The sequence below is a fragment of the Streptomyces gottesmaniae genome, from assembly GCF_031845845.1.
GTDB lineage: Bacteria > Actinomycetota > Actinomycetes > Streptomycetales > Streptomycetaceae > Streptomyces > Streptomyces akebiae.
Map to the genome: position 1 here is coordinate 69,525 of NZ_JAVRFJ010000039.1, position 26,219 is coordinate 95,743.

A 26,219-nucleotide genomic window follows, 5' to 3' on the forward strand; every position below is an offset into this window, starting at 1 on the left:
CCTCTCGATCCACTGGGTACTCATCGGGCGAGCACGGCTAGCGTGGGCGGTGTGCGGCAGTTCACCTTTGACGCCCAGCGCCCCGTGTTCGTACCCATCGACACCCATCGAGAGGAGGCGGCCGTGATGCCGGGCGGGGAGAGGAACGGCGGAGTCCGTGCGACGGGCGGAGCGGGCGGCGACGCCCCGGCCCTCCCTCCCGAAACGCTTCTGCTGAAACGCCACTTCACTGCCGAGAACCTCCCCCTGGTGCGTGCCCAGGTCGAGGACACGGCCGCGGCGGCGGGCCTGGGCGGCGTACGGCTCGGCGAGTTCACCCTCGCGGTCAGCGAGATCGCGGCCAACGCGGTCGAGCACGCCGGCGGTCAGGGCCGCCTCGAACTGCGCCTCCTCCCCCACGAGTTGGAGTGCCGCATCACCGACGACGGCCCCGGCTTCACCCCCGCCATCCCGGAACTCCTCCCCGGCCTCACCGGCACCTGCCCCGGCCGCGGCCTCTGGCTCGCCCACCTGGTCACCGACCGCCTGACGGTGACGACGGACACGGTGGGGGCGGGGGCGGGGGCTGGCACGGGGACGGGGACGGGGACGGAAGTGACGCTGGCGATGCGGTTGGGGTAGGGCCACGATCACGGTCGATGTCCCCGTCCACGCCCGGGTGGAGTGCCTCGTGATAGGTTCCTGCCGCCGTGCATTGCCGCGAACTGAGGAGGTGAGACCGATCAACGCTTTGACAGGTCGGGCCTCCCTCCCTCGCATGGCCTAGGGAGTTGCCCGCAGAGGCATCCCGAAAGGCATGAATCGCTATGCACTTCATCTCTGAGACGTCGTCCGACGGCGTCCGCGAACAGCTCTTCACCCTCGGCGACATTCCTGGCGTGTTGTGGACGCCGGAAGATGCCGTCGCCACTCGTCCGCTCGTCCTGATGGGACACGGTGGCGGTCAGCACAAGAAGGCCCCGGACATCCTGGCTCGTGCACACCGCTTCGTGACCGACGGCGGCTTCGCGGTCGTGGCGGTCGACATTCCCGCCCACGGCGACCGGCCGAAGGTCGAGGAGTACGACCGGATCGTGGCTGAGTACCAGGCTCGCGTGGCGGCCGGTGAAGAATTGGCCCCGCTGATCGCCGGCTTCCAGGCGCTCGTGGCCCGCCAGACCGTGCCGGAATGGCGGGCGGTCCTGGACGCGGTTCAGCAACTGGGGCACGTAGGCGCCGGCCCGGTGGGCTACTGGGGTGTCTCGCTGGGATGCGGACTCGGTGTGCCGTTCGTCGCTGCCGAAACACGGGTCCGCGCGGCGGTACTGGGCCTGGGCGGGGTGCTGGCGTCGGCCGAGGCCGCCGCGCGGATCACCGTTCCGGTGGAGTTCTTGGTGCAGTGGGACGATGAGCGGGTACCGCGAGCTCAGAGCTTGGCGCTGTTCGACGCCTTGGCATCGGCCGAGAAGACGTTGCACGCCAACCCGGGCAAGCACGGGGAACTCCCGGCGTTCGAGCTGGAAAGCACGCTGAGGTTCTTCGCCCGACACCTCGGCTGAGTCCACGGTTCTCCGCCGACCACAGCCGGTGGCGTGCGTAGCCGGCCATCAGGCAGCCACATGACCGGACGGACAAGTCCTAGCCGCTGCGGGCGACCGCCGCTTCGGCCGCCACCGGCTCCTCGTGGCCGGTCGCGCCGTTCCCCGTGTCCGCGAGGGGCGCGGGGGCGGTCGTCGCCCTCTCCTCCAGGTGCTCCCGGATCGAGTACGTCAGAGCCCGCCCTCGGCGGGACCAGCCATGCGGCGATGGGGGCGGCGATCAGGCCGCCGACGAGGAAGGCGGCGATCCAGGCCCAGAGGGGACACCTCTTGCGCAGGGGTTGGCCGAGGCGTTCCCCGGGCAGGCCGCGCAGGGTGAAGCGGGACAGGACGTGAAGGCCGAGCCCGGGCAGCCAGGCGCTACGCCCGCCCGATGATGTGTGCCGTTCCGGACGAGGCCTGGACCGACTGGCGGCAGTCGGGCGCTGCCGGAGGCGTCGGTTCACCGTCGAGTGCGCGGCACAGAGCGGCGTGCAGGTGCTCGGCCTCGGCGAGGGTGAGGGTCAGTTCGGTGTCCGTGGTGTGACCGTCGGTGAGAGACAGGCGTAGGGGTACGGCGAGGCGGTTGTCAGCGGTTCGGCGTACGGGCCGACCCGGTGGGCGTTCGATGGTCCAGGTCATGGTGCCGTCGGCCTTTCGATGCGCGCGAGGCGGTACGCACCCCAAAGTCGCCGTCCGTCCTCGCAACCGTCCTGGGCCTTGGGCGTGCCCTTGCAGCCGATGCCGCACGTGCGAGTGTGCTCGAACCACAGCCGGTAGGCGCGGAGCATGGGGAGTTCGACGCGGGGAACGTCGGGCCGACGGCTCTGTACGTCGGTCATGGGCGAGCCTCCTCGGCCAACCGGGCTGCGGCGCGTGCGCGTTGGTGCACTTCAGGTGGAAGGAGATAGAGACCGACGAGGCGGCTGGTGATGTCGGCGGCGGTGATCGTGGGCAGTGGACTGGGCGGCCAGAGGTGTGGGGCTCGGCGGCGGCGGGCGCTTGTGAGGAGCGCGGCCCAGATCTCGGGGGACGGGTGGTGTGCGTGGCCGTCCGGGACGGACTGTGGAGCCGCGGGGAGGGTGGTTCGGGCGTAGTCGGGTGCACCGAAGAAGACGCCTCTCACCCAGGCCAGTGCGCGTGATACAAGGTGCATTGTCGGTCTCCTGGTCAGATCGGCCATGCCCCGGGGCCGTGTCAGCGGTCGCCGGGGTCCCTGGTGTGTCGGATACGGATTACTCACGGAGGACTTGAGCGTGCTCGCACGGGCGCGCTCTGTAGCCGCACTCCGAGTGTGGTCATCCGGGTACGTTCGTCTCCACCCCCGCATCCACATCGACATCCCATCGGCTGGAGGCGAGGTGGCGCGGCTTTCCATCGCTCTTCCATCGGAACTCCGTCTGCGGCTGTAACCACCTTCCGCACAGGGCAGTTTGAGAACACGACCGCTCTACCGTCGTGTGGCAGTAACGCAGCACGGAGCCGTGCAGGGAGGACGTCATGAGCACGTTGTTCCGCTATCTGGTTGATCAACGGGAGTGGAAGGACCCCAGGGCGTTCCTCCCACGTTTCCGCGAGGCCGCGCAGAGGTTGTCGGAGACGGATCAGGATCCGGATCTGGCGACGTGTACTCCGGCGGCCAGCACTTTCGAGGCCTGGTACTACAACCAACGGAAGCCGAACCGCGACGCGAGGCGGGTTCTAGTGGCTATGTTCGAGTTCAGTTTTGAACGGCTCTGGAGTCCCGGCGAGGCCCCCCTCCCCGTAGCTGCCGATCAGACGTCACGTACGGAAGAGCACCCCACGTCGGACGCGGAACTGCGAGACATGAGAAAGGGCGCTGAAATGGCAGCACGCCGTGCACGAGACTTTGCCATGGGAGCGGAGCGGGGGCAGTTGGGCGAGGAGACCCTCGGGTTCTTGCAGGATGAGGTGCGCAGCATCGCCGAGCGCTACCCCCGCGTGCCACTGACGGACGTTTTCGACGACCTGGTGTCCGCGCAGGACGAGGTGTTCCGGCACATCGAGGGTGGGCGGTCACGGCCGTCGCAGTTGCGGCAGCTGCACATCATGGCCACGTTGCTGTCGTGGTTCATGGCGAAGGCCAGTCACGACATGGGGGATCCGGCGACTGCGATGACCCAGGCCCGAGCGGCCGGCGTATGCGCACAGCAGGCCGAGCACCCGGGGCTGATCGCGCTGACCGACGGGTTGAAGTCCCTGATCACCTATTGGTCGGGCAACGCGGATGACGCCCTTTACTACGCGCGAAAGGGCGCCGCCGAACACCCGGAACTGCGAGGCACGACGAGCGTGTGGCTGGCCAGTCTGGAGGCACGGGCCGCGGCGCTGCTGGGAGACGCGGAGACCGTGCTCGTCACGATTGAACGCGCCAAGCGGCTGCGGGAGCGCACCGTGCCGGACGACGTGGACAGCCTGGGTGGCCTGCTCCGCTTCCGCCCGGAGAAGCAGCTCTACTACGCCGTGGAATCACACGTCCTCCTCGGCCACGGCGACGCGCGTACCGCGCGCCAGGCGGAGCGGGCCGTAGAGATCTTCAGCGACCCGGACGCGCCGCACTGGGCCTTCGGCGACCAGGCGGGCGCCCACTGCAATCTCGCCCTGATCCGACTCCACGCAGGCAACCTGGACGGGGCCGCCGACGCCATCCGACCCGTGCTCGACCTGCCTCCCCGTCAGCGCAACAGAGGCATCGTCGTCTCCGCACAGCGCGTCCAAGCGCTGCTGAGCCGGGAACCCGTCCGCACCGCCGCCGTCGCCCGAGACCTGCGCGAGGAGATCGCCCTGTACCCGCCGAACAGGCCGACCCTGGTGCGCTGACGGTCCCAGTAGAGTCCGGGACATGCATCCGGTCCATCGTGTGAGCAAGCGTCTGGAAGTACGCGAACTGCGGTCCGACGACACGGACGCCGTGTTCGCGATCTACGGCAGTCAGCAGGCGACCGAGCACCTGTCCTTCGAACCGCGCACGCGCGACGAGGTACGCCGGATCGTGGGCCGCTCCATCGAGGCGGCGAATGCCGTGGAACGCACGGAGTACGTACTTGCCGTGGTCGAGCGGAAGACGGAAACACTGGTTGGATTCGGGCGGTTGGCCCTGGACCCGCACCAACCCGCCGGAGCGACCATGGGGTTCGCCGTGCGCCCGGCTTCCTGGGGGCGCGGCTACGGTGTCGAAACCGTAGGGCTGCTGCTCGGCCTCGGATTCGAAGAGCTGGGCCTGCATCGGATCTGGGGCGCGCGGTCCCCCGCCAACGAAGCCTCCGCGAGAACGATGACTCGGGCTGGGATGGTCGAGGAAGGCCGGATCCGTGAGCACATCCGTAAGGGCGGGGTGTGGCGTGACTCCATCGTCCACGCGATGCTCGATCACGAGTGGGTCACTCAGATGCAGAGCGGTTGACGAAGATCGGCCATCGACTCATGGAGGAACGCCGGCTGTGATGGACGGGTTGGGTGACAGCAGCCCGTTGAATGCCCTGACGGCCCATTGCAGAGCGTGGAGAGCGCGCTCCGGCAGCACTCGCGGCTGCTCGAAGTCGCCGGCTGGCTGGAGGTCCAGCGAGCCATCACCGTGGGTGTGGACAGCCTCCAGCAGAGGGGGCGTTCGTGAAGGCTTCGGGGGCGTCACGGTTGTCCAGGAGTCGTCCCCGAACATGTCCGCGAACGTGAGATTCAGGGAGGGCGTATGGAGCCGTCGGAGCTCCGCCGCGCGGTCGAGGTGGGACGGGCGACCGTTTCCAGCCTGGGCCTTCAGGTCGACGAGGCGGTCGTCGTCCACGACTCGGACCGCGTCGCGCTGCGCCTGACTCCTTGCGATGTGCTGGTTCGGATCGCGCCTGTGGGGCATCTGGCCGATTCCGCGTTCGAAGTGGAGGTTGCTCGCCGTCTCACCGATGCCGGGGCTCCGGTGGCGGAGCTTGAGCCCCGGGTCGAACCACGGGTCCATGTGCGGGATGCCTTCGCCCTCTCGCTCTGGACCTACTACGAACCGATGGGACCGGAGATCGCTTCTGCCGACTACGCGGACGCGTTCCTGCGGCATCATGCCGCCCTGCGCCGGATCGCTCTGGACGCACCGCATGTCACTGATCGAGTCGCCGCGGCTCTCAGAGAGGTGAACGACCGGGAGCGTTCCCCCGAGCTGCCCGATTCCGGCCGGGAACTCCTCAGCGACACACTCAGTGGGCTGAGCACCGCGATCAGCATCGAGAAGGCCGGCGAACAGCTCCTGCACGGCGAGCCTCATCCGGGCAACCTCCTCAACACGAGGCGAGGCCCGCTTTTCGTGGACCTCGCCACGTGTTGCCGTGGGCCGGTCGAGTTCGACCTCGCCCACGCGCCCGAGGACGTGGCACGGCACTATCCAGAAGCCGATCATGACCTGATCCATCGGTGCCGCGCCCTGAACTGGGCGATGTTCTCGGCCTGGCGATGGCGCCGAGACGACCAGATGCCCGACCGGGGCCACTGGAGAGAGGAGGGACTCAGCCGGCTTCGTGCCGCACTCGGTCGCTGCGAACGTGGCTGAACGCGGGACAGGAACCAGAGGCGCGCATGCCCCATGGCTGATGGCTCATGGCTCATATTCCATGTCCCATGTTCCTCCTGATCGGCCGCTCAAGTCCGGGCCGGTCAGCCGTTATCGACTGGCCGCCACCGGCTCCTCGTGGCCGGTCGCGCCGTTCCCCGTGTCCGCGAGGGGCGCGGGGGCGGTCGTCGCCCTCTCCTTCAGGTGCTCCCGGATCGAGTACGTCAGAGCCGCCGCCCACAGGCCGTACACCGCCACGTAGACCACCGCGCTCACCGCCCCCGGCGCCGCGATCCAGTCGCTGTTCAGCAGCGTGCGGACATTGGTGGCGATGATGACGCCGCCCACCGCCGAACCCAGCACCCTCGGCGGGACCAGGCGGACCAGCCACGCGGCGATGGGGGCGGCGATCAGGCCGCCGACGAGGAAGGCGGCGACCCAGGCCCAGTCCAGGCCCTGGGAGCCGAGGGAGAAGAGGAAGCCCAGGCTCGCGGAGACCGCCACGAGGAACTCACTCGTGTCGATGGAGCCGATGACCTTGCGGGGCTCCATACGGCCGCTGGCCAGCAGCGCCGGTGTGCCCACCGGGCCCCAGCCGCCCCCGCCGGTCGCGTCGAGGAAGCCGGCGACCAGGCCCAGCGGGGACAGGAACCGCTTGCGCAGGGGCTGCCCGAGGCGTTCCTCGGGCAGGCCGCGCAGGGTGAAGCGGGACAGGACGTAGAGGCCGAGCCCGAGGAGGATCAGCGACATCAGGGGGCCGGCGACCTCGGTCGACAGCGAGGAGAGGACCGTCGCCCCGAGGAACGCGCCCACCGCGCCCGGTACGCCGATCCTGGCGACGACCTTCCAGTCCACGTTCCCGAACCGCCAGTGCGAGGCGCCCGACATCAGGGTCGTGCCGATCTCGGCGAGGTGCACCGTGGCCGAGGCGGCGGCCGGGTTGGTGCCCATGGCGAGCAGCAGCGTCGTCGAGGTCACGCCGTAGGCCATGCCCAGGCTGCCGTCCACGAGCTGCGCGCCCAGACCCGCCAGCGCGAGCAGTACCAGCGTCCGCATGCGTCCTTCGTCCCGTCTTCCGCCACCGCTGTTTCCTGGCTTTCCCACCGGTTAAGTAGGGATACGCCGAACGGCAACGGTACGAGATCAAGCTGAGGAAAGGCTGAGGAGGAGGTGACGATCCTGTGCACGGGACGAAGACGGGGACCGCCGCTACGGGTTCTCCCACGCCGCCGGCTCCGCCGCCAGCTCCTTCACCGGCTCCGGCAGCGCGTTCGCCGCGATGTCGGCGACCGTGACGCCCTCCAGGATGCGGCGGACGTTGGCCCGCAGCGCGATCCACAGCGGCAGCAGCGGCTCGGCGGAGCCCGTGTAGGTCAGGCCGGTGGGCCGTTCGCCGCGCACCGACACGATGGGGCCGTCCACCGCCCTGATGACATCGGCGACGGTGATCGAGGCGGCGTCCCTGGCGAGCCGGTAACCGCCGCTGCCACCGCGCCGGCTGGTGACCACGCCGCCCCGCCTCAGGTCCCCGAGGATGCCCTCCAGGAACTTGTGCGGAATCTCCTGCACGGTCGCGATGACTTCCGCCTTCACCGGACCGCTGTCCTGCCGTACGGCGACTTCCAGTACCGCGCGTACGGCGTAATCCGCCCGTGCCGAGATCCTCATGGCCAACATTGTCGGCCACGCGGACGCCACGGCTGTGCCACCCGGTCCCGCGCCCTGCGGAGGGCGCGGGACCGGGTACGTTCTCTCAGCCGAGCCGGATCACGTTCCACGACAGCGGTTCGAGGACCGCGCTGAGCACGCCGTCCCGGAGTGACGCCCCCTCACCCGCGTGCGGGGCGACCCGCTCGGGCTCCGTCAGCGTGTTCCGTGCGTCCGGGTCCGCGTCGGCCAGCACGCTGTGCTCGACGATCCGGGTCACCTCCAGCCCGTTCAGGGCGACTTCCAGTGGCAGCGCCTCGGTGCGACCCCGGTTGACCGCGAACACGGTCACCGACCCGTCCTCGGCCCGCACCGCCGTCGCGTGCAGCAGATCCGCCTCGCCGTACTTCTTCGTCTCGTACGTCGGCGAGTCCACCCGTACGTCGAGCACCTCGCCCCTCCCGTACCGCGCGGCCTGCGCGAACGGGAAGAACGTAGTCTGCCGCCAGGCGGGGCCGCCCGGCTCGGTCATGATCGGGGCGATGACGTTGACGAGTTGGGCGAGGCAGGCGACGGTGACGCGGTCGGCGTGCCGGAGGAGGGCGATGAGGAGCGAGCCGAAGACGACGGCGTCGGTGACGCTGTAGTTGTCCTCCAGCAGACGGGGCGCCTCCGCCCAGTCCCGCACGCCGGAGTTCTCGATCGCGTGCCACTCCGAGATGTACCAGACGTTCCACTCGTCGAAGGAGAGGTTGATCTTCTTCTTGGACTTCAGCCTGGCGCCGATGTGGTCACAGGTGGCGACCACGTTCTCGATGAAGGACTCCATGTCGACGGCGGAGGCGAGGAAGGAGTCGATGTCGCCGTCTTCGGGCTGGTAGTAGGCGTGCAGGGAGATGTAGTCGACGAGGTCGTACGTCTCCGCCAGGACCGTCGCCTCCCACTCGGCGAACGTCGGCATGGACTGGCTGGAGGAGCCGCAGGCGACGAGTTCGACGCTCGGGTCGATCTGGCGCATCGCGCGGGCCGTCTCGGCGGCGACGCGGCCGTACTCGGTCGCCGTCTTGTGGCCGGTCTGCCAGGGGCCGTCCATCTCGTTGCCCAGGCACCAGAGTCTGATGCCGAAGGGGTCCTTGTCGCCGTGGGCGGCGCGGAGGTCGGAGAGGGCGGTGCCGGCGGGGTGGTTGGCGTACTCCTGGAGTTCCAGGGCCTCGGCGACGCCCCGGGTGCCGAGGTTGAGGGCCATCATGGGCTCGGCCCTGGGCCCGATCTTCCTCAGGAAGGCGATGTACTCGGAGAGGCCGAAGCGGTTGGTCTCGGTGGAGCGCCAGGCGAGGTCGAGTCGGCGGGGGCGGTCCTCGGCGGGGCCGACGGAGTCCTCCCACTTGTAGCCGGAGACGAAGTTGCCGCCGGGATAGCGGATCGTGGTGACGCCCAGTTCGCGGACCAGGTCCAGTACGTCGGTGCGCAGGCCCGCCTCGTCGGCACTGGGGTGGTCCGGTTCGAAGATGCCGGTGTAGACGCAGCGGCCGAGGTGTTCCACGAAGGAGCCGAAGAGTCGGGGGTTGACCTCGCCGACCTTGAAAGCGGGGTCGAGGGTGAAGCGGGCGGTGCGGGTCATCTCGGGGCGGCCCTTCGGTGTTCGGTACTCGGTGTTCGGTACTCGGTCTTCGATGTTCCGTGCTCGGTCTTCGGTCTTCGGTGCTCGCTGCTCGGTCTTCGGTGCTCGGTCTTCGGTGCTCGCCGTTCGGCATTACGGACGGCGCTCGTTGAGCCGAACGGGACGTTAGGGTCGAAGCCGGAGCGAGTCAATGGGGCCCCGTCCCCGCGCCCCTGACGGGGCGCGACCCAACCATCGTTCGTCAAAATTCAACGATCGTTGGATTCTCATGGTGCCGGGTGGGCGGCGGCACGTAGGGTCGGCGGGTGTCTTCGCTCCCCGACGCCCTTGCCGAGACCCTGGCCCGACTCGACGTCCGTATCGCGCAGACCGGTGCCGACCGGGGCCGACTTCTCGACGCGGGGGCCCTGGCGGAACGTACGGCCCTCGGTGAGGACGAGGTGCGGACCCTGCTCGACGGGGGCACGCCGGTGCCGGACCGGGTCGACGACCGGGTGCGCCGGCGGCTGCGGGCGGTGCACGAGGCGTACGTCGCCCGGAGCGGGAAGCGGGCCGGGGAGGTCGGCAGGGAGGTCGCGGAGCGGCTCTCGATCAGTCCCGAGTGGGCCCGGCAGCTGCTGCTCGGCAGGAAGATGCCCAACGTGCCCGATCTGACCGAACTCGCCGAGTTCTTCGGGATCGAGGAGGGCGTCCGGTTCTTCACCGACCCGGCCGCGACCGTTCTGCACCGGGAGCTCGGGCGGGTCCTGGCGGGACTCGACGGGGGCGCGGACGACGACGGCCCGCTGGTCGAGTTCGCCACCCGGCACGGGGTCGTCACGCTCGCGCTGCGCGGGCAACGGCTCACCCCTCGCAAGCAGGAGGCACTCGCTGTCATGCTCGAAGGGCTGCTCGGCATCGACGACGAGGAGGCCCGGTGATGAGCCGCGGCGAGCGCACCGGGACCGGGCGGGCCATGGGATCCACCGGGCCGCGCGAGTCCACCGGGCCACGCGGAGTGCGTTGGGTGCGCGGAGTACTCGCCAGGGTGCGGGGCACGTTGCTGCCGCCGCGGTCCGCCGCCGAGATGCGGAAGCTGACGGCCGGGCTCAGCAAGGCGGTGCGGGGCAGGCTCGACGCGCCCGTCGGCGTACGGGAGTTGGGCGCGGCGCTGTGTGCGGAGATGAGCGCGCGGCGGGGCGGGCGGCCGGTGAAACTGCGGTTCGAGCGGTTCCCGGACGGGATCGGGGTGACCGGACTGTGGATGGAGTTCCCCGACTTCGATCTGGTGATCGTCGAGGAGCGGGCCGAGACCGTGCAGCAACTGGTCATCCTGGGGCATGAGTTGTGGCACATGCACGCCGGGCACTGCCATCACCCTCTGCCGGGGGCGGACGCGGCGGCACTCGTGCCCGCGGACCAGGGCGGCCCGGCCGAGCCGGGCGAGCCGGCCGGGCACGCGTCCGCGGTGCCGCCGCTCTCCCCCGAGCTGTCGGCCGCCCTCGGGCAGGGCGGTACGCCCATCGCGGCCCGCAACGGCTCGCACGAGTCGGACGAGCAGGAGGCCGAGGACTTCGGGCATCGGCTGGCGACCGCCTTCCGTCCCTGGGTGGACACCGGGCAGAGCGGGTCCGCCGGAGCCGCCGGAGCCGCTGGAACAGCCGGGGCCGGCGACCCGGTCGGGCAGGCCATCCAGGCGGCCCTGGGCTATCGCCGGCACAGGAGGTGAGGGGGACGGCCGTGCCCGCGACGACGACCGGGCCCCTCGGCGCCACCGGTCCCGCCGACTTCTTCGGTGAGCTGTACATCTCGTTCTGGATCCCCACGGCCGTCCTGACCGCCGCCCTGGTGATCAAACTGCCCAGCATCGTGAAGCTGTGGCGGGACTCGCTGCTGCGGGCGGTCGGCGGGCTGCTGCTGCTCGCCTGCTGCGTGTTCGTGTTCGCGGTGCCCTCGGTCATCGCGTGGACCAACCGCGTCGTGGGCGTGCCGAACGTCGCCGCGCCCTGGGTGTACTCCCTGATCACCGCGTTCTGCGCGTGCTGTCTGCTGCTGCTCGTCGCCTGGCGCAACGGCCCCGCCGACCGCTCGCCGGCGACCCGTCGGCTGATGCGGTGGGTCGTCGCCGTGTACTCGGGGGTGATCGTCGTCCTGTGGGTGCTGTTCGCGCTGGCGGACGTCCCCCGCGAGCGGCTGCGCGACCTGGACACCTACTACGCCACGACGCCCTTCATGCGCGAGGAGATCCTGCTCTACCTCGTCGCGCACACGGTGGCCTGCCTGATCACCTACCGGCTGATCCGGAACTGGGTCCGCGCGGAGAGCCTTGACGTGTGGCTGCGCGGCGGCCTGCAGGCGTTGGCCCTGGGCTGCGCGCTCAATCTCGTGTTCGACGCCGCGAAGCTCACGGCGGTGGTCGCCCGGTGGACGGGGCACGACCTGGACTGGCTGAGCACGGACGTGGCGCCGCCGGTCGTCGCCCTGGCGGCCATCTGCATCGCGGTGGGCTTCATCCTGCCGCACAGCGGTCAGTATCTGCAGGACCGCTGGCGGGTGCGCAGGAGCCATCGGCGGCTGCGGCCGCTGTACCTGCTGACCCGGACCGTCGACGGCTCCCGCGTCCCCTTCACGCTGCGCGCCACCCCTGAGCTGCGCCTGACCCGCCGGGAGACGTTCATCCGGGACGCCCTGCTCCGGCTGACCCGTCACCTGGACGAGGATCTGCGGCGCCGCGCGTACGACGCCGCGCTGGACCTCGGACACGAGGCCGACCGGGCGAAGGCCCTCGCCGCCGCCGTGGCGATCCAGGACGCGGTGGCGACGCGGAGGCGGTCGCCGGAGAGCGGGGCCACGGCCACACTGGTCACGGGCCCACTCGTCTTCCCGGGTCTCGGGACGGGTGCGGGCGATCCGGCGGGGGCGTCCGGTCGTACGGCCTTCCCCGAGCTCACGGTCTCCTCCGACCCCACCGATCTGCTGCAGGACATCGAGGCCGTGTCGCTGGTGCTGCGTGAGCCGGCCGAGATCGAGGCGGTACGAGCGCTCGCCGCCGCGTCCTCCCCGGCAGAGAACGGTGTACCCGTGCGTGAGTGAACACCCCTTCCCCGCCAGTCCGTTGGCCGGGGCGGCGTCGCGGTCGGCCGCCGTGCCCGGCGGCCAGCCCGCCGGATGCCCGCGGCAGCGCCCTGGCCGGTCGGCTCTCCCGGTCCGGGCGAACCTCGGTCGGCTCTCCCGGCCGGGGCGAACACGTCGACCTGGTGCCGCGTGCGTGCGTGCGCCGCTCCCGCCCCGGCGGGCCCTCGCGCGGCGCGTGGCACCGCGTTCGGCGGTGCCACGGAACCCCGGACCGGGAGGTGCCCCGTGGCTCAGCCCGCGAACGCCGGCTGCGCCAAGCCCTTCCCCGCGCCCGGTACCACCAGCAGGGAGCCCGACAGGGGGTGCGGGGTCTGCGTTCCCGTGCGGGCCGTGGTGATGTAGAGGTCGGTGAGGTCGGGGCCGGCGAAGGCGCAGGCGGTCGGCCGGGGAGTGGGGAGGCTGATGACGCGGTCGAGGGTGCCGGTCGGGGTGTAGCGGCGGACCGCGCTCCCTTCCCACAGGGCGACCCAGACACAGCCCTCGGCGTCGACGGTGAGTCCGTCGGGGAAGCCGGCGCCGTCCTCGATGGTGACGAAGGGGCGCCGGTCGACGGGCAGGCGGACGCCGTCGCCGGTGTCCGTGTAGTCGAAGACGTCGATCCGGCGGGTCGGCGAGTCGATGTAGTACATGAGACCGCCGTCCGGGCTCCAGCCCGTCCCGTTGCTCACGGCGACGTCGTCGAGGACGGTCGTGGCGAGGCCCTCCGCGGTGAAGCGGGCCAGGGTGCCGCCGCCCGGGGCCTCGTCGTAGCGCATGGTGCCGGCGAAGAGGGAGCCGTCGGGGGCGACGGCGGCGTCGTTGGCGCGACGGCCCGGGACCGGCTCGTGGTGCAGCCACCGGAAGGAACCGTCGGGGTCGGTCAGGCCGACGCCGTCCCGCAGGTTCAGGACGAGGCCGCCGCCGGCGCGGGGCTTGACCGCGCCGACGTGCTGCTCGGTGACGAGGACCGTGCGGCGGCCGGAGGCCGGGTCGTAGGTGTGGACCCGGGAGCCGAGGATGTCGATCCAGATCAGGCGCTGGGCAGCGGCGTCCCAGGTGGGGCCCTCGCCCAGGGCGGCGTACTCCCGGACCGCGACCTCGTACCCCGGGTGACTCGTGTTCGCGCTCATGCCACGCTCCGGTGGCCGAGGCGCTCGGACAGTTCCGCGGCGCCCTTGGCGGCGAGCTGCTCCAGCTCGATCCGGCGCTCGTCGCTCCAGCGGATCATGGGGACGGAGATGGAGATCGCGGCGACGACCCTGCCGGTGCGGTCGCGGACCGGCGCGGCGACGCAGGAGACGTCCGGGTTGGACTCGCGGTTCTCCACCGCGAGACCCCGCTCACGGATCTGGGCCAGGGCCTCGCGCAGAGCGGCCGGGTCGGTGATGCTGTTGGGAGTCATGGCGACCAGGTCGGCGTCGTCCGGGATCCGGGCGTTCAGCTCGACCTCGGGAAGGGAGGCGAGGAGCATCTTGCCCACGGAGGTGCAGTGCGCCGGGAGGCGGCGGCCCGCGGCGGAGACCATGCGCACGGCGTGCGTGGAGTCGACCTTGGCGATGTAGATGACGTCGGTGTACTCCAGGATCGCCACGTGCACCGTCTCGTCGCAGGTCTCGGCGACGGACCGGGCCACCTGCTGGCCCTCGGCGGCGAGGTCCAGCTGCTCGGCGTAACGGCTGCCGAGCTGGTAGGGGCGGACCCCGAGGCGGTAGCGCCCGGGCTGGCCCTGCACCTGGACGATGTACCCCCGGGCGGCGAGCGTGGTGACCAGCTCGTGCACGGTGGTACGGGGGAGCTGGAGTCTGCGCACGATGTCGGGGGCGGACAGCGTGCCGTCCCCGTCCAGGAAGAGCTCCAATATGTCGAGCGCCCGGGTCACGGCAGGTACAAGGCGTCCCACGGTCGGCCCCCTTCCTCTGTCGGTCGGTCTGTCTGCGGCGGTGTTCGAAATTTCAACGGTCGATCGGCATGACGAACACAGGCTAGTCATAGTGCCTTGACCGGGCAATAACCGCGGACGATCGACCTCGGGGCGGGGTGCTGTCGGATGCGTCGCCGGGTGCGGGCAGGCGGGGCTTCTCGCGCGGTTCCGCGCGCCCCTGAGACGCGGGGGCGCGCGGAACCGCGCGAGCAACCACGAGCCGCCCGCATCCGCCGACGCATCAGGCGTACTCAGCGCCTCCCGCGCGGATCCCCCAGCTCTCCACGCAACCGCTGCGCCCGGAGCACCAGCTCCAGCTCGAAGCGGCGATCGGGATCATCGATCTCGTCGCCCCACAGTTCACGGATCTGCCGGAGACGATACCGAACGGTTTGCGGGTGCACACCCAGTCGCGTGGCGATCTCGGGTGCCCCGCCTCGGGTCTCCAGCCACGCGAGCAGCGTCTCGGCGAGGCGTCGGCCGTGAGTGGGGCCGCAGTGGGCGAGCGGGGCCAGGCACCGCAGGGCGAGGTCGTCGATCAACTCCTCGGGCTGGAGGAGGACGAGGGCCTCGGTGTGCTCGGTGCAGTGCAGGACCTCTCCGGCGGGCAGCAGCCGCCGCTCCATCAACCGCACCGCCGCCTCCGCCCAGTGCAGCGACTTCGCCGCGTCGGCCAGCGGCACCGGCGGGCCGATCGCGCCGGACCAGCCGGTCAGCGCGCGGTGCAGGAGTTCGTGGCGGCCGGCCGCGTCCGGTTCGGGGACGACCATGCGGGGCTGCTCGTACTCCATGTCGAGCAGGACGCCCTGGCCGACGGCGGGTGCCATGGCCTCACGGGCCGGGCGTAACAGGACCCCGACGGCGACCTTCTCCGGGAGGGTCCAGCCGATCCGGGCCGCGCGTTCGGCGAGCGCGTCGGCCGGGTCACCCCGGTGGTGCTCGGCGAGCAGCAGCTCCATCAGTCGGCGTTGCAGTCGCAGACGCTCGCCCGCCTGCCGGGCCGCCGCCTCCGCGTAACCGCGCACCGACTGGTCCACCAGACCGTCCAGGTACTCGTATCCGGCGTCGACGAGCTCGTACATCGCGGGCGGCGGGATCTCCACGCGCTGGCCGATCTCCGCGAAGCGGCGCCAGGCGAGGCGTACGCCGAGGCGGTAGATCGCCTGGAGGGAGTCGAGGCTGCGGCCGTTCAGGCCCTCGCCGCGGCCGAATTCCTGGAAAACACCGGGAGGGACGCGGGGGCGGCCCTCGGCGGTCTCCAGGTGCTGCACGAAGACCTCGATCGCCCGGCGGATCCCGATGAGGGCCATCGGTTCGCCGGAGTCGTCGAGGACGACGGGCAGGTGCGGGTACTCGCGGCGGATCTCGCCCAGGATCTCCTCCGCGAGGGCGGGGGCCTCGGCCATGGCGATCGCGGCGAACTCGCGCACCTGGAGACGCGGCACGTCGTGCCAGGCGGAGCGGACCGTGACGGTTCCCGGGACACCGGTCACCCCTCAGCGCTCCCGGCCGGCGTTCTCGTACGTGATGAGCGGCGTGTTCGGCTGGTCCGGCGTCGCGTCGAGCAGCGCGACGATGCCGAGCGCGGCCCCCAGCGCGAGAGCGGCGGCGGCCACCATGGTGAGCACGGCGGCGAGCATTCTGGACATCGCAGGGTCAGCCTCTCGATCGACAGGTCGTCCCCACCCAGGCACCCCGCCGACTCAGTGTCAGCAATGCATTGACACTGCGTCAAGACTCCGCCTACGGTTCCCGGCCCATACGTCACGCGCACCTTCCCCTGGCGTCGTCTTTGCCGCACATCTACCCGAGCCGCACCTCCCAACGCCCCCTGGAGTGCCCGGATGCGCCGTACCGCCTCACCGTTCTCACTGGTCCTGCTGGGCCTGGGCACCTTCCTGCTGGTGCTCGCGCCGCTGCTCGCGTGGTACGTGCAGCCACGGGCCGCAGTGAATCCGATCGACATCGACACGACCGCCGTCTACACCGGCACCGGCAGCGTCTTCGACGTGGAGCAGGTGAAGACCGTGCCGGACCAGAAGATCACCGTGACCCAGCGGGTACGCGGCGATGTGGCCGAAAGTGAGCGCAGCGGGGCCGCGGTGTGGGACGTGATCACCTCGGTCGACACCGACAAGTCGCTGCCGGCGGCCGACCCGCACGACGCGCTGGACTTCACCCCGCACCGCTGGGTCAGCGACCGGAAGACCAACCGGCCGGTGCACTGCTGCGAGGAGAAGCCGTACATCGAGGGCGAGGCGTACCTGAAGTTCCCCTTCGACGTGCAGAAACGCTCCTACCGCTGGTGGGACAACACGCTCGGCGCGACGGTGACGCTCCACTACGAGGGCCGGAAGAAGATCCGGGGCTACGAGGGGCTGCGCTTCACCGCGAAGGTTCCGGCCACCCGGACCGGCTCGCGTCTCGTGCCCGGCGCCCTCGTCGACGAGCCGAACCGGCCGCAGGTGCTCGCCGAGGAGTGGTACGCCAACCACGGTCTCGAACTGGTCGTCGACCAGAGCACGGGACGTGTGCTCTACGCGCAGACCGGGCCGCGCCGGACGCTGCGGGCCCCCGGCGGCGACGAGGACGCGGCGGTGCTGCTCGACAGCCGGAAGCTCGCGTTCACCGCGGCGACGCAGAAGTTCGCGGTGGACCAGGCGGAGAAGGACAGCGGGCTGCTGCGACTGGTGGGGCGGACGGTACCGATCGGTAGTGCTGTGCTCGGTTTCGCCCTCGCCGCGACGGGTGCCGTTTTGGTCACGCGCGGGAGGCGGCGCCCCGATACGCCCGAGTCGTCCCAGGCTGTCATCACGAAGTGACAGGGCGTCAGTTCAACAAACCCCGGAAATTGTCACGTCGGTGAGTAGCAGCTTCGAACCGCTGGGCGAAAACTGTCCACCCCACCCGAGCACAGCCCACCCACACCTCGCCCACAAGAACCCACCCGAAGCCAGCAGAAGACCGCAGAAGACCGCAGAAGCCGTAGGAACCAACAGACCCATCCGGACCCCCCGCCCACCGGAACATCCCCCACAGCGAACGTCCTTCTCCCCGCTGAGTTCCGCACCCCGAGACGAGTTGGAGCACCCATGCCCCAGCACGTGCCGTTCTCGCTGGTCGAGGTGTTTCCGCGCCTGGACCAGCACCGTTCGGCAGGCCCCCCACAGCCGCGCCGGATCGTCTTTCTCGCCCGTCGTGACCTCGGTAATCCGGCGGCGGGGGGCTCCGAGCTCCTCGTCGACCGGCTCGCCGACGGACTGACCCGACTCGGCCACCAGGTCACCCTGTTGTGCGGTGGCCCCGCGGCCTACCGCGACTACCGGGTCGTCTCCGCCGGCGGCGACCTGAGCCACCATCTGCGCGCCAAGTCGACCTTCGCCCGTCAGGTCGGCGACTGCGACCTCCTCGTCGAGGTGTGCAACGGCATGCCCTACCTCGCGCCGCTCTGGCACCGCGGTCCGACGATGTGCCTGGTCAACCATGTGCACACGGATCTGTGGCAGCAGCGGTTCGGCGGCCCACTGGCCCCGGTCGCACGGCTCGGCCGAAGACTCGAACACTGGTCGCTGACGGCGGCGCAACGCCGGAACCTGCTGGTCGCCGTCTCCTCGTCCACGGCTACCGCGCTCCGCTCGATCGGTGTGGAGCGGGAGCGGATACGGGTCGTGCACAACGGCGTCGAAGAGCCCGGCCCGCGTGCCGATCGGTCACCCGAACCGCTGTTCGTGGCGGTGGGGAGGCTGGTCGAGTACAAGCGGATCGATCTGCTGCTGCGGCTCTGGGAACGGGTACGGCCGGTCACGGGCGGACGGCTCGTGATCGTCGGCGACGGGCCCGAGCGGGCGCGCCTGGAGGCGATGGCCGGGGCCGGTGTCGAGTTCGCCGGGCATGTCTCCGAGGAGGAGAAGCACCGGCTGCTCTGTGCGGCCTGGTTGCTGCTGCATCCGTCCTCGGTGGAGGGATGGGGACTGGTCGTCACGGAGGCCGCCGTGCGGGAGACCCCCTCGGTCGCCTTCGACGTGCCCGGCCTGCGGGACTCCGTCGTGGACGGGGAGACCGGTGTGCTCGCCCGGGGCGAGTCGTCGTTCGCGGCGGCCTGGTGCGCGCTCACGCTGTCGACCGATCGGCGGGTGCTGATGGGGAAGGCGGCGCGGGAGCGCGCCGCGCATTATCGGTGGGGGCATACGGTGCGGCAGTTCCGTGCGGTCGCTGCGGAGGCGGTGCGGGGTTGGGCACCTTGAGCGCCAAACGGGGTGCCTCGACGGTGCGTTGGCGGGTGCGGGTGCGTCGTGGCTTGTCGCGCCCACGCGGCGGAGCCGCATATGACGCAGCCCCGCGCCCCTATCGGGGCGCGGCAGTCGACACTCGTTTCAAGGACCCCTCTTTTCGACGCTCCCTCACCCTTTTCCGCGCTTTCATGCGCGAGCAGGACGATCCCGAGTACTGCTACTCCCTGCTCGCCCGTGATGCCGTCGACCAGGTCGAGGCATACCGGGGCGGGCCCGTCGACGGGCTGACCGTGGTCGATGTCGGCGGCGGGAGCGGCTACTTCACCGAGGAGTTCCGGCGGCGCGGGGCGCAGGCCTATCTCTTCGAGCCGGATCTGCGGGAGCTGGGGACGAAGCCGCCGGACGGGGCCGTCGTCGCCGACGGGTATCTGCTGCCCCTGGCCGACGGGGTCGCGGACGTCACCTTCACGTCCAACGTGCTGGAGCACGTCGCCGATCCGCCGACCTTCATCAGTGAGCTCGTACGGGTCACCCGGCCCGGCGGGCTGATCTATGTCTCGTTCACGAACTGGCTGTCCCCGTGGGGCGGTCACGAGTGGGCGCCCTGGCACTACCTGGGGGCGGAGCGGGCACGGGCCCGCTATCGGCGCCGTACGGGTAAGGACGCCAAGCACACCCTCGGCGAGAACCTCTTCGCCGTGCACATCGGACGCACTCTGCGGCAGGTGCGCGACCGGGACGACGTGACAATCGTGTCGGCGCGCTCCCGCTACTGGCCGTTCCTCGCGGAGACCGTCGTGAAGGCGCCGGGCCTGCGTGAGTTCGCCACCTGGAACCTTCTCCTCATCCTCCGGCGGTGTCCACCATGACGAGCACGGTCCAGGCTCCACCTCCCGCGCCGGTACGGCCGCCGGGCACGACCGAGGGACCCCCCGAGGGCCCTCGGTCGCGGCGCTGGCTGCTGGGGTTCTGGGCCGTGGTGTTCGTGCTGCTGGTCGCGGCGCAGCCGGGGCGGCAGACCTTCGACACCAAGCTCGGCGTCACCACCGATCCCTGGCAGTTCGTCTCCGACCTGGGCCAGCTGTGGCACGACCGGGGTGGGTTCGGCGGCATCGCGGACCAGTACGTCGGTTACCTGTGGCCGATGCTGCCGTACTACGGGCTGACCGATCTGGTCGCGCTGCCGGTGTGGCTGGCGGAGCGGCTGTGGCTGTCGCTGATCGTGACGGTGGCCTTCTGGGGTGCGCTGCGGCTGGCGGAACGGCTGGGAGTCGGCAGTTCCGCGTCGCGTCTGCTGGCCGCCGGCGCCTACGCGCTCTGGCCCGTGTTCACCACGGTCGTCGGGTCGACCTCGGCCGCCGCGCTGCCCGGCGCCTTCCTGCCGTGGGTGCTGTTGCCGCTGACGAACGAGCGGTACAGCGCACGGGTGGCGGCTCTGCGGTCGGCGCTGGTCATCCCCTTCATGGGGGGCGTCAACGCCTCCGCGACCCTGGCCTCGCTGCTGCCCGTCGGGCTGTATCTGCTCACCCGGACGCCGGGGCCCCGGCAGCGCGGACTGATCGCCTGGTGGGTGCCGGGCGTGATCCTGGCGACGGCGTGGTGGGTGGTCCCGCTGCTGCTGCTCGGCTTCTACGGGGAGAACTTCCTTCCGTACGTGGAGAGTTCGCAGACCACGACGGCCACGATGTCGGCCACCGAGGCGCTGCGGGGCGCCGGGAACTGGGTGGCGTATCTGAACTTCGGTGAGCCCTGGCTGCCGGCCGGATGGTCCGTCGCCGCGTCCGTGCTCGTGATCCTGTCGTCGGCGCTGGCGGCGGGGCTGGGCCTCGCCGGTCTCGCGCGACGGGACATGCCGGAGCGGCGGTGGCTGGTGCTGACCGTGCTCGTCGTCGCGCTGATCACGCTCGCCGGGTACGGCGGTGCGTTCGGGGCGCCCTTCCACGGGGTGGTCCAGGACTGGCTGAACGGGGGCCTCGCGCCCTTCCGGAACATCTACAAGTTCCAGACCGGGCTGGCGCTGGCGCTCGTGCTGGGGCTCGCGCACCTGGTGGGGGTGGCCGCGCAGGCGCGCGGGGCCCGCCGGGTGCGGGGTCGGCGGTTCGCTCCGCTGATCGCCGCCGTACTCGTCGTCCCCGGACTGCTGTGGCCGTACCTCAACGGGTCGGTGCTGCAGCCCGGTTCGTTCCAGGAGCTGCCCAAGTACTGGCAGGCGACGGCCGACTGGCTGGAGAAGTACTCGCCGGACTCGCGGGCGCTGGTCGTGCCGGCCACCGCGCACGGCATCCACACCTGGGGCACCACCGTCGACCAGCCCCTCGACGTGCTCGCCGAGTCCCGCTGGGCGCAGCGCGACTACGTGCCCTTCGGCACCCCCGGCAACCGTCGCGCGATGGACGCCGTCGAGCAGGCGCTGCTCACGGGCGGCGAAGTGCCGGGTCTCGCCGACTACTTGAGCCGGGCGGGTCTGTACTACGTCGTCGTACGCAATGACCTGGACCCCGACCAGGTCGGGGCCGTGCCGACCACGACCGTGAAGCGGACCCTGGAGCAGTCGGGGTACGAGCGGGTCACCGGGCTCGGGCCGGTCATGACCGGCGGGCGGATCGCCGAGGGCACCCCGTTGCAGGTCGAGGGGTTGTACGCGCGACAGCGGGCCGTGGAGATCTACCGGCCCGCCGAGGACGTACCGCGTCCCGGGCAGGCCGGGCTGAAGGCGATCGCGGACACCGCCGTCGTCTCCGGCGGGCCCGAGTCGCTGCTGCCGCTGGCCGCCGACCCGGAGCTGCGTGACCGGGCCACCGTGCTGACCGGCGACAACCATCCCGGCCTCGGCACCCCGGCCGTCCAGGTGGTCGGTGACGGGCTGCGCCGGGCGGACACCCGGTTCGGCCTGGTCAACGCCAACACGTCGTACACGTACACGGCGGACGAGCGGAACCCGAGCGGGAGTGTGCAGGACGCCGGTGAGCAGCCGAAGCAGATCCTGCCGGTGTCCGGGCTCGATCATCAGACGGTGGCCGAGCTGCGGGGTGCCGAGTCGGTGACCGCGTCGACGAGCGGCAACTGGCTGTTCCATCTGCCGCAGTACGACCCGGTGAACGCCTTCGACGGCGACCGGGACACCGCCTGGGCGGAGGGCGCGGCCGGGTCGGCGAACGGGCAGTGGCTGCGGATCGACTTCGACGGCAGCCAGGACATCCCGGAGACGTTCGAGGTCACCCCGCTGCCGCAGGACGGGGTGCGGTCGGCGCCGACCCGGATCAAGGTGGAGACGGAGCGGGGCTCACGCTCCACGAACCTCCAGCCCGACGGCTCCACGCAGACCGTCAACGCCCGCCCCGGCGAGACGAGTTGGCTGAAGATCACGATTCTCGACTCGGCGGAGCGGCACACCGGTCTCGTCGGCGCGGGCTTCGCCGAGATCGACCTCCCCGGCGTCAAGGTCACCCGGATGCTGCGGCTGCCGACGGACGCCCAGGCCCCCGACGGCACGGCCGCCTCCGCCGAGGTGATCTCGCTCCAGCGGGCCGCCGACCCGACCGGCCTCTCGCCCACGGGCACCGAGCCGGGCCTGCACCGCACGTTCGCCACCACCACGGCGGGGACGTACGAGATGAAGGCGACGGCCGTGCCCGTGCCGGGCGACGAGCTGGACAAGCTGCTGTACGAGGTCGCCCCCGACCAGCAGACCAGGATGACGGCGACCGCCGACTCCACGGCCTCGCTCGGGGCCGGGCTGTCGCCCCGCAACCTGACCGACGGCGACCTGACCACGGCGTGGATCGCGGGCGACGAGCCGACGATCCACCTCCGCTGGGGTGACAAGTGGCCGGTCGGTTCGCTCGTCCTGGCACCGGCGGGCGGGCTGTCGGCCCGGCCGACGCAGGTCGAGATCAGCTCCCCGGACGGCGCGGTCATCGCCGCGGTCGACGAGAACGGCTGGGTCCGCTTCGACCCGATCAACACCGACCAGCTCGACATCACCGTCACCGAGACGGCCCCGATGACCGTCCACAACCCCGTCGCCGACGACGACCTGCAACTCCCGGTCGGGCTCACGGAGGCGTACGTCCCCGCCCTCGACCAGTACCGCACACCGCAGCCCGCCCCGACCCGGGACTTCGAGCTCCCGTGCGGCGACGGCCCGGTGGTCGAGGTCGACGGGACGCTGTACGAGACGAGCGCGCGGGGGACGGTCCGGGACCTGGTGGAGCGTCGGCCCATCGAGCTGACGCTCTGCCAGGGCGACCGTGCGGGCGGCGGGTTGGAGCTCGACGCCGCCGACCGGCACACCTTCGAGTCCGAGGACTCGGGCGCCCTGGCGGTCACGGCCGTGACGCTCACCCGGGGGACGGTCACCGAACCCGCCGCCTCCGGGCGGGACCTGGGCATCCGGGACTGGCTCGGCGACCGCCGCGAGATCACCGTCGGCGACGGCGCGGCCTCCTACCTGACGACGTACGAGAACTTCAACGACGGCTGGAAGGCCACGCTGAACGGCCGCGAGCTGACCCCGGTCCGGCTCGACGGCTGGCAGCAGGGCTGGCGCGTCCCCGGCGGCGCGGGCGGCACCGTCAAGCTGTCGTACGAGCCGTCCGTGACGTACGAGGCCGGGCTGATCGGCGCGGGCGTCGGCCTGGTGGCCCTCATCGGGCTGGCCCTCTGGCGCCGGCAGGAGCCCAACCCGGACGCTCCGCAGCCGACGCCCCCGGGCCCCGGTCTCTGGCTCGGCACGATCGCGCTCACCCTCGTCGGCATCGTCATCGCGGGCTTCTTCGCCCTCCTCGTGCCGCTGCTGGCACTCCTCGCCTGGAAACGGCACACCCTGCTCGTGCCGATCGCCTTCCTCGCGCTGGCCGGCGCCGGGCTCGCCGCCGCGTTCGGAGCGGGGGAACCGGTGGCGGCGGGCGAGGGCGCGTTCGGGCCCGTGGCCCAACTCCTCGCGCTTGTCGGCCTCTTCGCGGCGCTGGTGAGCGTGGGCGCGGATGTCGCGACCTCACCGGAACGGCCCGGCGCCACCCGGGAGTTCGAGCGTCCGCCGGGGGCGGAGGGACCGACGGAGCCGTTGCCGCAGCGGCGACGGGTGGGCAAGAGGCTGAACGGCGGGCCGGTCACGGAGGGCGGCGGATCGGTCGCGAGCCCGACGATCTCGGCGCGCGGGCCGGGCTCCTGGCAAGGGGACCCCGACACCCCCACCCGTCGCATCCCCTTCACCAAGCCGAAGTTCAGGGCGACGCCTCCGGAGGACGGCGGGGGCAGGGGAGCCGACGGCCCCGGGCACGGCGGTACGGCCGCCGGCGGTCCCGCGAACGACGGCACGGGAAGCGGTGGCACGGGAAGCGGTGGTACGGGAAGGGGGGAGCCGGGATGACGGCGCTGGACCGTCCCGCGCGGGACGACGCCGCACCGGGGCCCGTGCGGATCCCCTTCCCCGTGGTGGACGAGGTCTCCCGCCACTGCCTCCAGGAGGAGGAGCCCGAGACCGTCCACATCGAGGTCCACCTCCCCGGCCGGCTCGACCCCGACCGGCTGCGCACCGCCTTCACCGCCGCGCTCCACCACCACCCCCGCATCCTCATGCGCGAGGCCCCGGGGCGCTGGTACCGGCGCCGCTACGAGTGGGAGCTGACGCGGGACCCGGAGGTGGAGGTGGTGACCTTCCTGTCCGCCGGGCCCCATGCGCTGCGGGACGCACGGACCAGGGCCCTGATGGAGGCACCGCCGCTGACCCTCTCCCCGCCGATCCGCCTGGAGGTGGTGGAGGGAGCGGGCCCGGCGGTGGGCAGCGAGGCGTCGGACGCGGTCGGCCTCAGGGCGGGGGCGGCGGCACCTCGCGCCGCCGAGCAGCGCGAACACCCCTCGGCACACACCGCCCGAGGGCGCCCGAAGGACAACGGCACCGTCCTCTTCCTCACCATCAACCACACCGCGCTGGACGGCCCGGCCTGCCTCCGTATCCTCGCCACCGCCGCGCAGCTGTACGGCGGACAGGACAACGCCCCCGCCGCACCACCCGTCCGCCCCGCCCCCGCCCAGGACGAACCGGCCCCGGTCGAGACGGCGAACCCCTCCCCCTGGGCCCGCCCCGCCCGCGTGGCCCCCGGCACCCCCGAGCCGTCCCCCGGCAACGGCCTGCTCGTCACCGAGCTGCCCGTGCCCCGCCGCCCGAAGTCCGCCCCGTACACCGTGAACGACCAGCTCATGGTCACCACGGCCCTGATGCTCGCCCACTGGAACCGGGAGCACGGCGCCCGCCCCCGCCCCCTCCGTATCACCATGCCGGTGGACGACCGCCCGAGGGACACGGACATGCCGATCGGCAATGGCACCCGCCTGGTCGAAGTCCCCTTCCTCCCCGCCGAGTTGCAACCGGCCACCACGCCGCTCGCCGTGCTCCTGCGCCGCACGGCGGACCGCACCCGCGCCCTGAAATCCCTCCCCCGACCCCAACTCGGCCACGGCGCTTCCCTGTTGACCGCCCCGGTGGTCCCCGTGTCCTGGCGTGCCACCCTCACCAGGGGCCTGCGCCGGGCAGCCGGGCCCTGGACGTCGACCACCCTGCTCAGCAACATCGGCCGCATCCCCTACGCGCTGAACTTCGGCGAGGGGGCGGGCCGTGCCCACGCCGTCTGGTTCTCGGCCCCCGCCCGTATGCCCCGCGGTCTCACCGTCACGACCGCCTCGACGGCGGGCCGCCTCCACCTGGCCCTGCGCTGGTCCCGGGCCCTGCTCAGCCACGGCGACGGCGCCCACCTCCGCGACCTCTTCGAGCACTATCTGCACGCGACGGAAGAGGACAACCTGTAATGCCGACCACCTCGTCCAGCTCACCCGCCTCGTCCACCGAGTCCTCGACCCGGGCGCCGGCGAAGGGACTTCGTGACTTCTACGAGGACCCGTCCGTCCCGGTCGCCTCCGGCACCCCCCGCAGCCTCGCCCAGGCCCGCATGCTGGCGGCCGCCCTCGGCCCGGCGGCCCGCACCGGCCCCCGCACGATCCTCGACATCGGCTGCGGCGACGGCACGGCGGCGGCCACCGCCGCGCCCCTCCTGCCCGGCCACCGCATCATCGGCGTCGACTGGTCCCAGGACGCCCTCCGCCGCGCCCGCACCCGCGTCCCGTACGCGATCCGCGGTGAACTGGCGGACGGCGGGCTTCCGTTGCGGTCGGAGTCCGCCGACGCGGTCCTGTTCAGCGAGGTCATCGAGCACCTCGTCGACCCGGACGCGGCTCTCGACGAGATCCGCCGCGTCCTGCGTCCGGGCGGCCATCTGATGCTGTCGACGCCCAATCTGGCCGCCTGGTACAATCGCGCCCTGCTCCTCGCGGGTGTCCAGCCGGTGTTCTCGGAGGTGAGCCTGCGCGGCATCCACGGCCGCCCGGGGACGGAGGTCGTGGGCCATCTGCGGCTCTACACCGCCCGCGCGCTACGGGAGTTCGTGGCCGCGTCCGGCTTCGAGGTCGTCCGGCTGCGCGGGGCGCCCTTCCACGGCGTACCGCGTCCGCTGCGGCCGCTGGACCGGCTGGTCTGCGCGGCCCCGTCGGCGGCGTCGATCCTGCTGCTGCACGCGCGGAGGACGTAGGCGATGTGGTGGGG

At 71.6% G+C, this 26,219-nt stretch carries 23 protein-coding genes; 14 read left to right on the top strand and 9 right to left on the bottom strand.

Annotated elements, in window-relative coordinates:
• Positions 1-126: 126 nt before the first annotated feature.
• A complete protein-coding gene (locus RM704_RS34635) occupies positions 127-621 on the top strand; it encodes an ATP-binding protein (protein WP_052146031.1) in 495 nt (164 codons plus the stop codon).
• A 185-nt stretch (positions 622-806) separates the two neighbouring features.
• Positions 807-1,538, top strand: a complete 732-nt coding sequence (locus RM704_RS34640; RefSeq protein WP_033527241.1) for an alpha/beta hydrolase family protein — start codon at positions 807-809, stop codon at positions 1,536-1,538.
• 399 nt (positions 1,539-1,937) lie between these two features.
• Here the strand turns inward: RM704_RS34640 and RM704_RS34645 are convergent, their stop codons facing one another.
• Positions 1,938-2,198 carry a hypothetical protein gene (locus RM704_RS34645; protein ID WP_052146014.1) on the bottom strand — a complete coding sequence of 87 codons (261 nt, stop codon included), beginning with the start codon at positions 2,196-2,198 and terminating at the stop codon, positions 1,938-1,940.
• A complete protein-coding gene (locus RM704_RS34650) occupies positions 2,195-2,398 on the bottom strand; it encodes a hypothetical protein (RefSeq protein ID WP_033527240.1) in 204 nt (67 codons plus the stop codon). Before RM704_RS34650 ends, RM704_RS34645 begins: the two co-directional genes overlap by 4 nt.
• A gap of 658 nt (positions 2,399-3,056) precedes the next feature.
• On the opposite strand from RM704_RS34650, the gene RM704_RS34655 reads away from it, so the two are divergent.
• From RM704_RS34655 to RM704_RS34665, 3 genes are all read left to right on the top strand, one after another.
• Entirely contained in the window at positions 3,057-4,397 is a 1,341-nt protein-coding gene (locus RM704_RS34655; protein WP_311591936.1) for a hypothetical protein, read from the top strand.
• Positions 4,398-4,419: 22 nt separating this feature from the next.
• On the top strand, positions 4,420-4,980 hold the full coding sequence (locus RM704_RS34660; RefSeq protein ID WP_033527239.1) for a GNAT family N-acetyltransferase: 561 nt from the start codon (positions 4,420-4,422) through the stop codon (positions 4,978-4,980).
• A 285-nt stretch (positions 4,981-5,265) separates the two neighbouring features.
• Complete coding sequence (locus RM704_RS34665; protein ID WP_033527238.1) at positions 5,266-6,108, top strand: phosphotransferase; 843 nt, start codon at positions 5,266-5,268, stop codon at positions 6,106-6,108.
• A gap of 111 nt (positions 6,109-6,219) precedes the next feature.
• Here RM704_RS34665 and RM704_RS34670 read toward each other — a convergent pair whose 3' ends face one another.
• The 3 genes from RM704_RS34670 to arfA all read right to left on the bottom strand — a co-directional run bounded on the left by RM704_RS34670 (position 6,220) and on the right by arfA (position 9,376).
• Entirely contained in the window at positions 6,220-7,164 is a 945-nt protein-coding gene (locus RM704_RS34670) for a sulfite exporter TauE/SafE family protein (protein WP_033527237.1), read from the bottom strand.
• A gap of 153 nt (positions 7,165-7,317) precedes the next feature.
• Positions 7,318-7,776 (bottom strand): RrF2 family transcriptional regulator, encoded by a 459-nt coding sequence (locus RM704_RS34675; protein ID WP_033527236.1) that lies wholly within the window; start codon positions 7,774-7,776, stop codon positions 7,318-7,320.
• Between the two features lie 85 nt (positions 7,777-7,861).
• Positions 7,862-9,376 carry an arabinosylfuranosidase ArfA gene (gene arfA / locus RM704_RS34680; protein ID WP_033527235.1) on the bottom strand — a complete coding sequence of 505 codons (1,515 nt, stop codon included), beginning with the start codon at positions 9,374-9,376 and terminating at the stop codon, positions 7,862-7,864.
• 305 nt (positions 9,377-9,681) lie between these two features.
• Here arfA and RM704_RS34685 point away from each other — a divergent pair, with 305 nt between their 5' ends.
• The 3 genes from RM704_RS34685 to RM704_RS34695 are packed head-to-tail and all read left to right on the top strand — an operon-like array spanning position 9,682 to position 12,448.
• Complete coding sequence (locus RM704_RS34685) at positions 9,682-10,296, top strand: hypothetical protein (RefSeq protein WP_033527234.1); 615 nt, start codon at positions 9,682-9,684, stop codon at positions 10,294-10,296.
• Positions 10,297-10,331: 35 nt separating this feature from the next.
• Positions 10,332-11,084 carry a hypothetical protein gene (locus RM704_RS34690; protein ID WP_052146030.1) on the top strand — a complete coding sequence of 251 codons (753 nt, stop codon included), beginning with the start codon at positions 10,332-10,334 and terminating at the stop codon, positions 11,082-11,084.
• An 11-nt stretch (positions 11,085-11,095) separates the two neighbouring features.
• The gene (locus RM704_RS34695; RefSeq protein WP_033527233.1) at positions 11,096-12,448 is read left to right on the top strand and encodes an MAB_1171c family putative transporter; all 1,353 of its coding nucleotides are present in this window, start codon (positions 11,096-11,098) and stop codon (positions 12,446-12,448) included.
• Between the two features lie 272 nt (positions 12,449-12,720).
• Here RM704_RS34695 and RM704_RS34700 read toward each other — a convergent pair whose 3' ends face one another.
• The 4 genes from RM704_RS34700 to RM704_RS34715 all read right to left on the bottom strand — a co-directional run bounded on the left by RM704_RS34700 (position 12,721) and on the right by RM704_RS34715 (position 16,039).
• Positions 12,721-13,599, bottom strand: coding sequence for an SMP-30/gluconolactonase/LRE family protein (locus tag RM704_RS34700; protein ID WP_033527232.1), 879 nt, complete (start codon positions 13,597-13,599; stop codon positions 12,721-12,723).
• Positions 13,596-14,369 carry an IclR family transcriptional regulator gene (locus RM704_RS34705; protein ID WP_033527231.1) on the bottom strand — a complete coding sequence of 258 codons (774 nt, stop codon included), beginning with the start codon at positions 14,367-14,369 and terminating at the stop codon, positions 13,596-13,598. The genes RM704_RS34700 and RM704_RS34705 overlap by 4 nt, the downstream gene beginning before the upstream one ends.
• Before the next feature lie 272 nt (positions 14,370-14,641).
• Entirely contained in the window at positions 14,642-15,883 is a 1,242-nt protein-coding gene (locus tag RM704_RS34710; RefSeq protein ID WP_033527230.1) for a PucR family transcriptional regulator, read from the bottom strand.
• Between the two features lie 3 nt (positions 15,884-15,886).
• On the bottom strand, positions 15,887-16,039 hold the full coding sequence (locus RM704_RS34715; RefSeq protein ID WP_192829653.1) for a hypothetical protein: 153 nt from the start codon (positions 16,037-16,039) through the stop codon (positions 15,887-15,889).
• 195 nt (positions 16,040-16,234) lie between these two features.
• Between RM704_RS34715 and pgfA the strand changes: the two genes are divergently transcribed.
• From pgfA to RM704_RS34745, 6 genes are all read left to right on the top strand, one after another.
• A complete protein-coding gene (gene pgfA / locus RM704_RS34720) occupies positions 16,235-17,212 on the top strand; it encodes a cell envelope lipid trafficking protein PgfA (RefSeq protein ID WP_033527229.1) in 978 nt (325 codons plus the stop codon).
• 270 nt (positions 17,213-17,482) lie between these two features.
• Positions 17,483-18,634, top strand: coding sequence for a glycosyltransferase family 4 protein (locus tag RM704_RS34725; RefSeq protein ID WP_033527228.1), 1,152 nt, complete (start codon positions 17,483-17,485; stop codon positions 18,632-18,634).
• Between the two features lie 176 nt (positions 18,635-18,810).
• A complete protein-coding gene (locus RM704_RS34730; RefSeq protein WP_033527227.1) occupies positions 18,811-19,491 on the top strand; it encodes a class I SAM-dependent methyltransferase in 681 nt (226 codons plus the stop codon).
• Positions 19,488-23,993, top strand: coding sequence for an alpha-(1->3)-arabinofuranosyltransferase domain-containing protein (locus RM704_RS34735; protein WP_033527226.1), 4,506 nt, complete (start codon positions 19,488-19,490; stop codon positions 23,991-23,993). Before RM704_RS34730 ends, RM704_RS34735 begins: the two co-directional genes overlap by 4 nt.
• Positions 23,990-25,429 (top strand): condensation protein, encoded by a 1,440-nt coding sequence (locus RM704_RS34740; protein WP_033527225.1) that lies wholly within the window; start codon positions 23,990-23,992, stop codon positions 25,427-25,429. The genes RM704_RS34735 and RM704_RS34740 overlap by 4 nt, the downstream gene beginning before the upstream one ends.
• Positions 25,429-26,205, top strand: coding sequence for a class I SAM-dependent methyltransferase (locus RM704_RS34745; RefSeq protein ID WP_033527224.1), 777 nt, complete (start codon positions 25,429-25,431; stop codon positions 26,203-26,205). The genes RM704_RS34740 and RM704_RS34745 overlap by 1 nt, the downstream gene beginning before the upstream one ends.
• Positions 26,206-26,219: the final 14 nt, after the last annotated feature.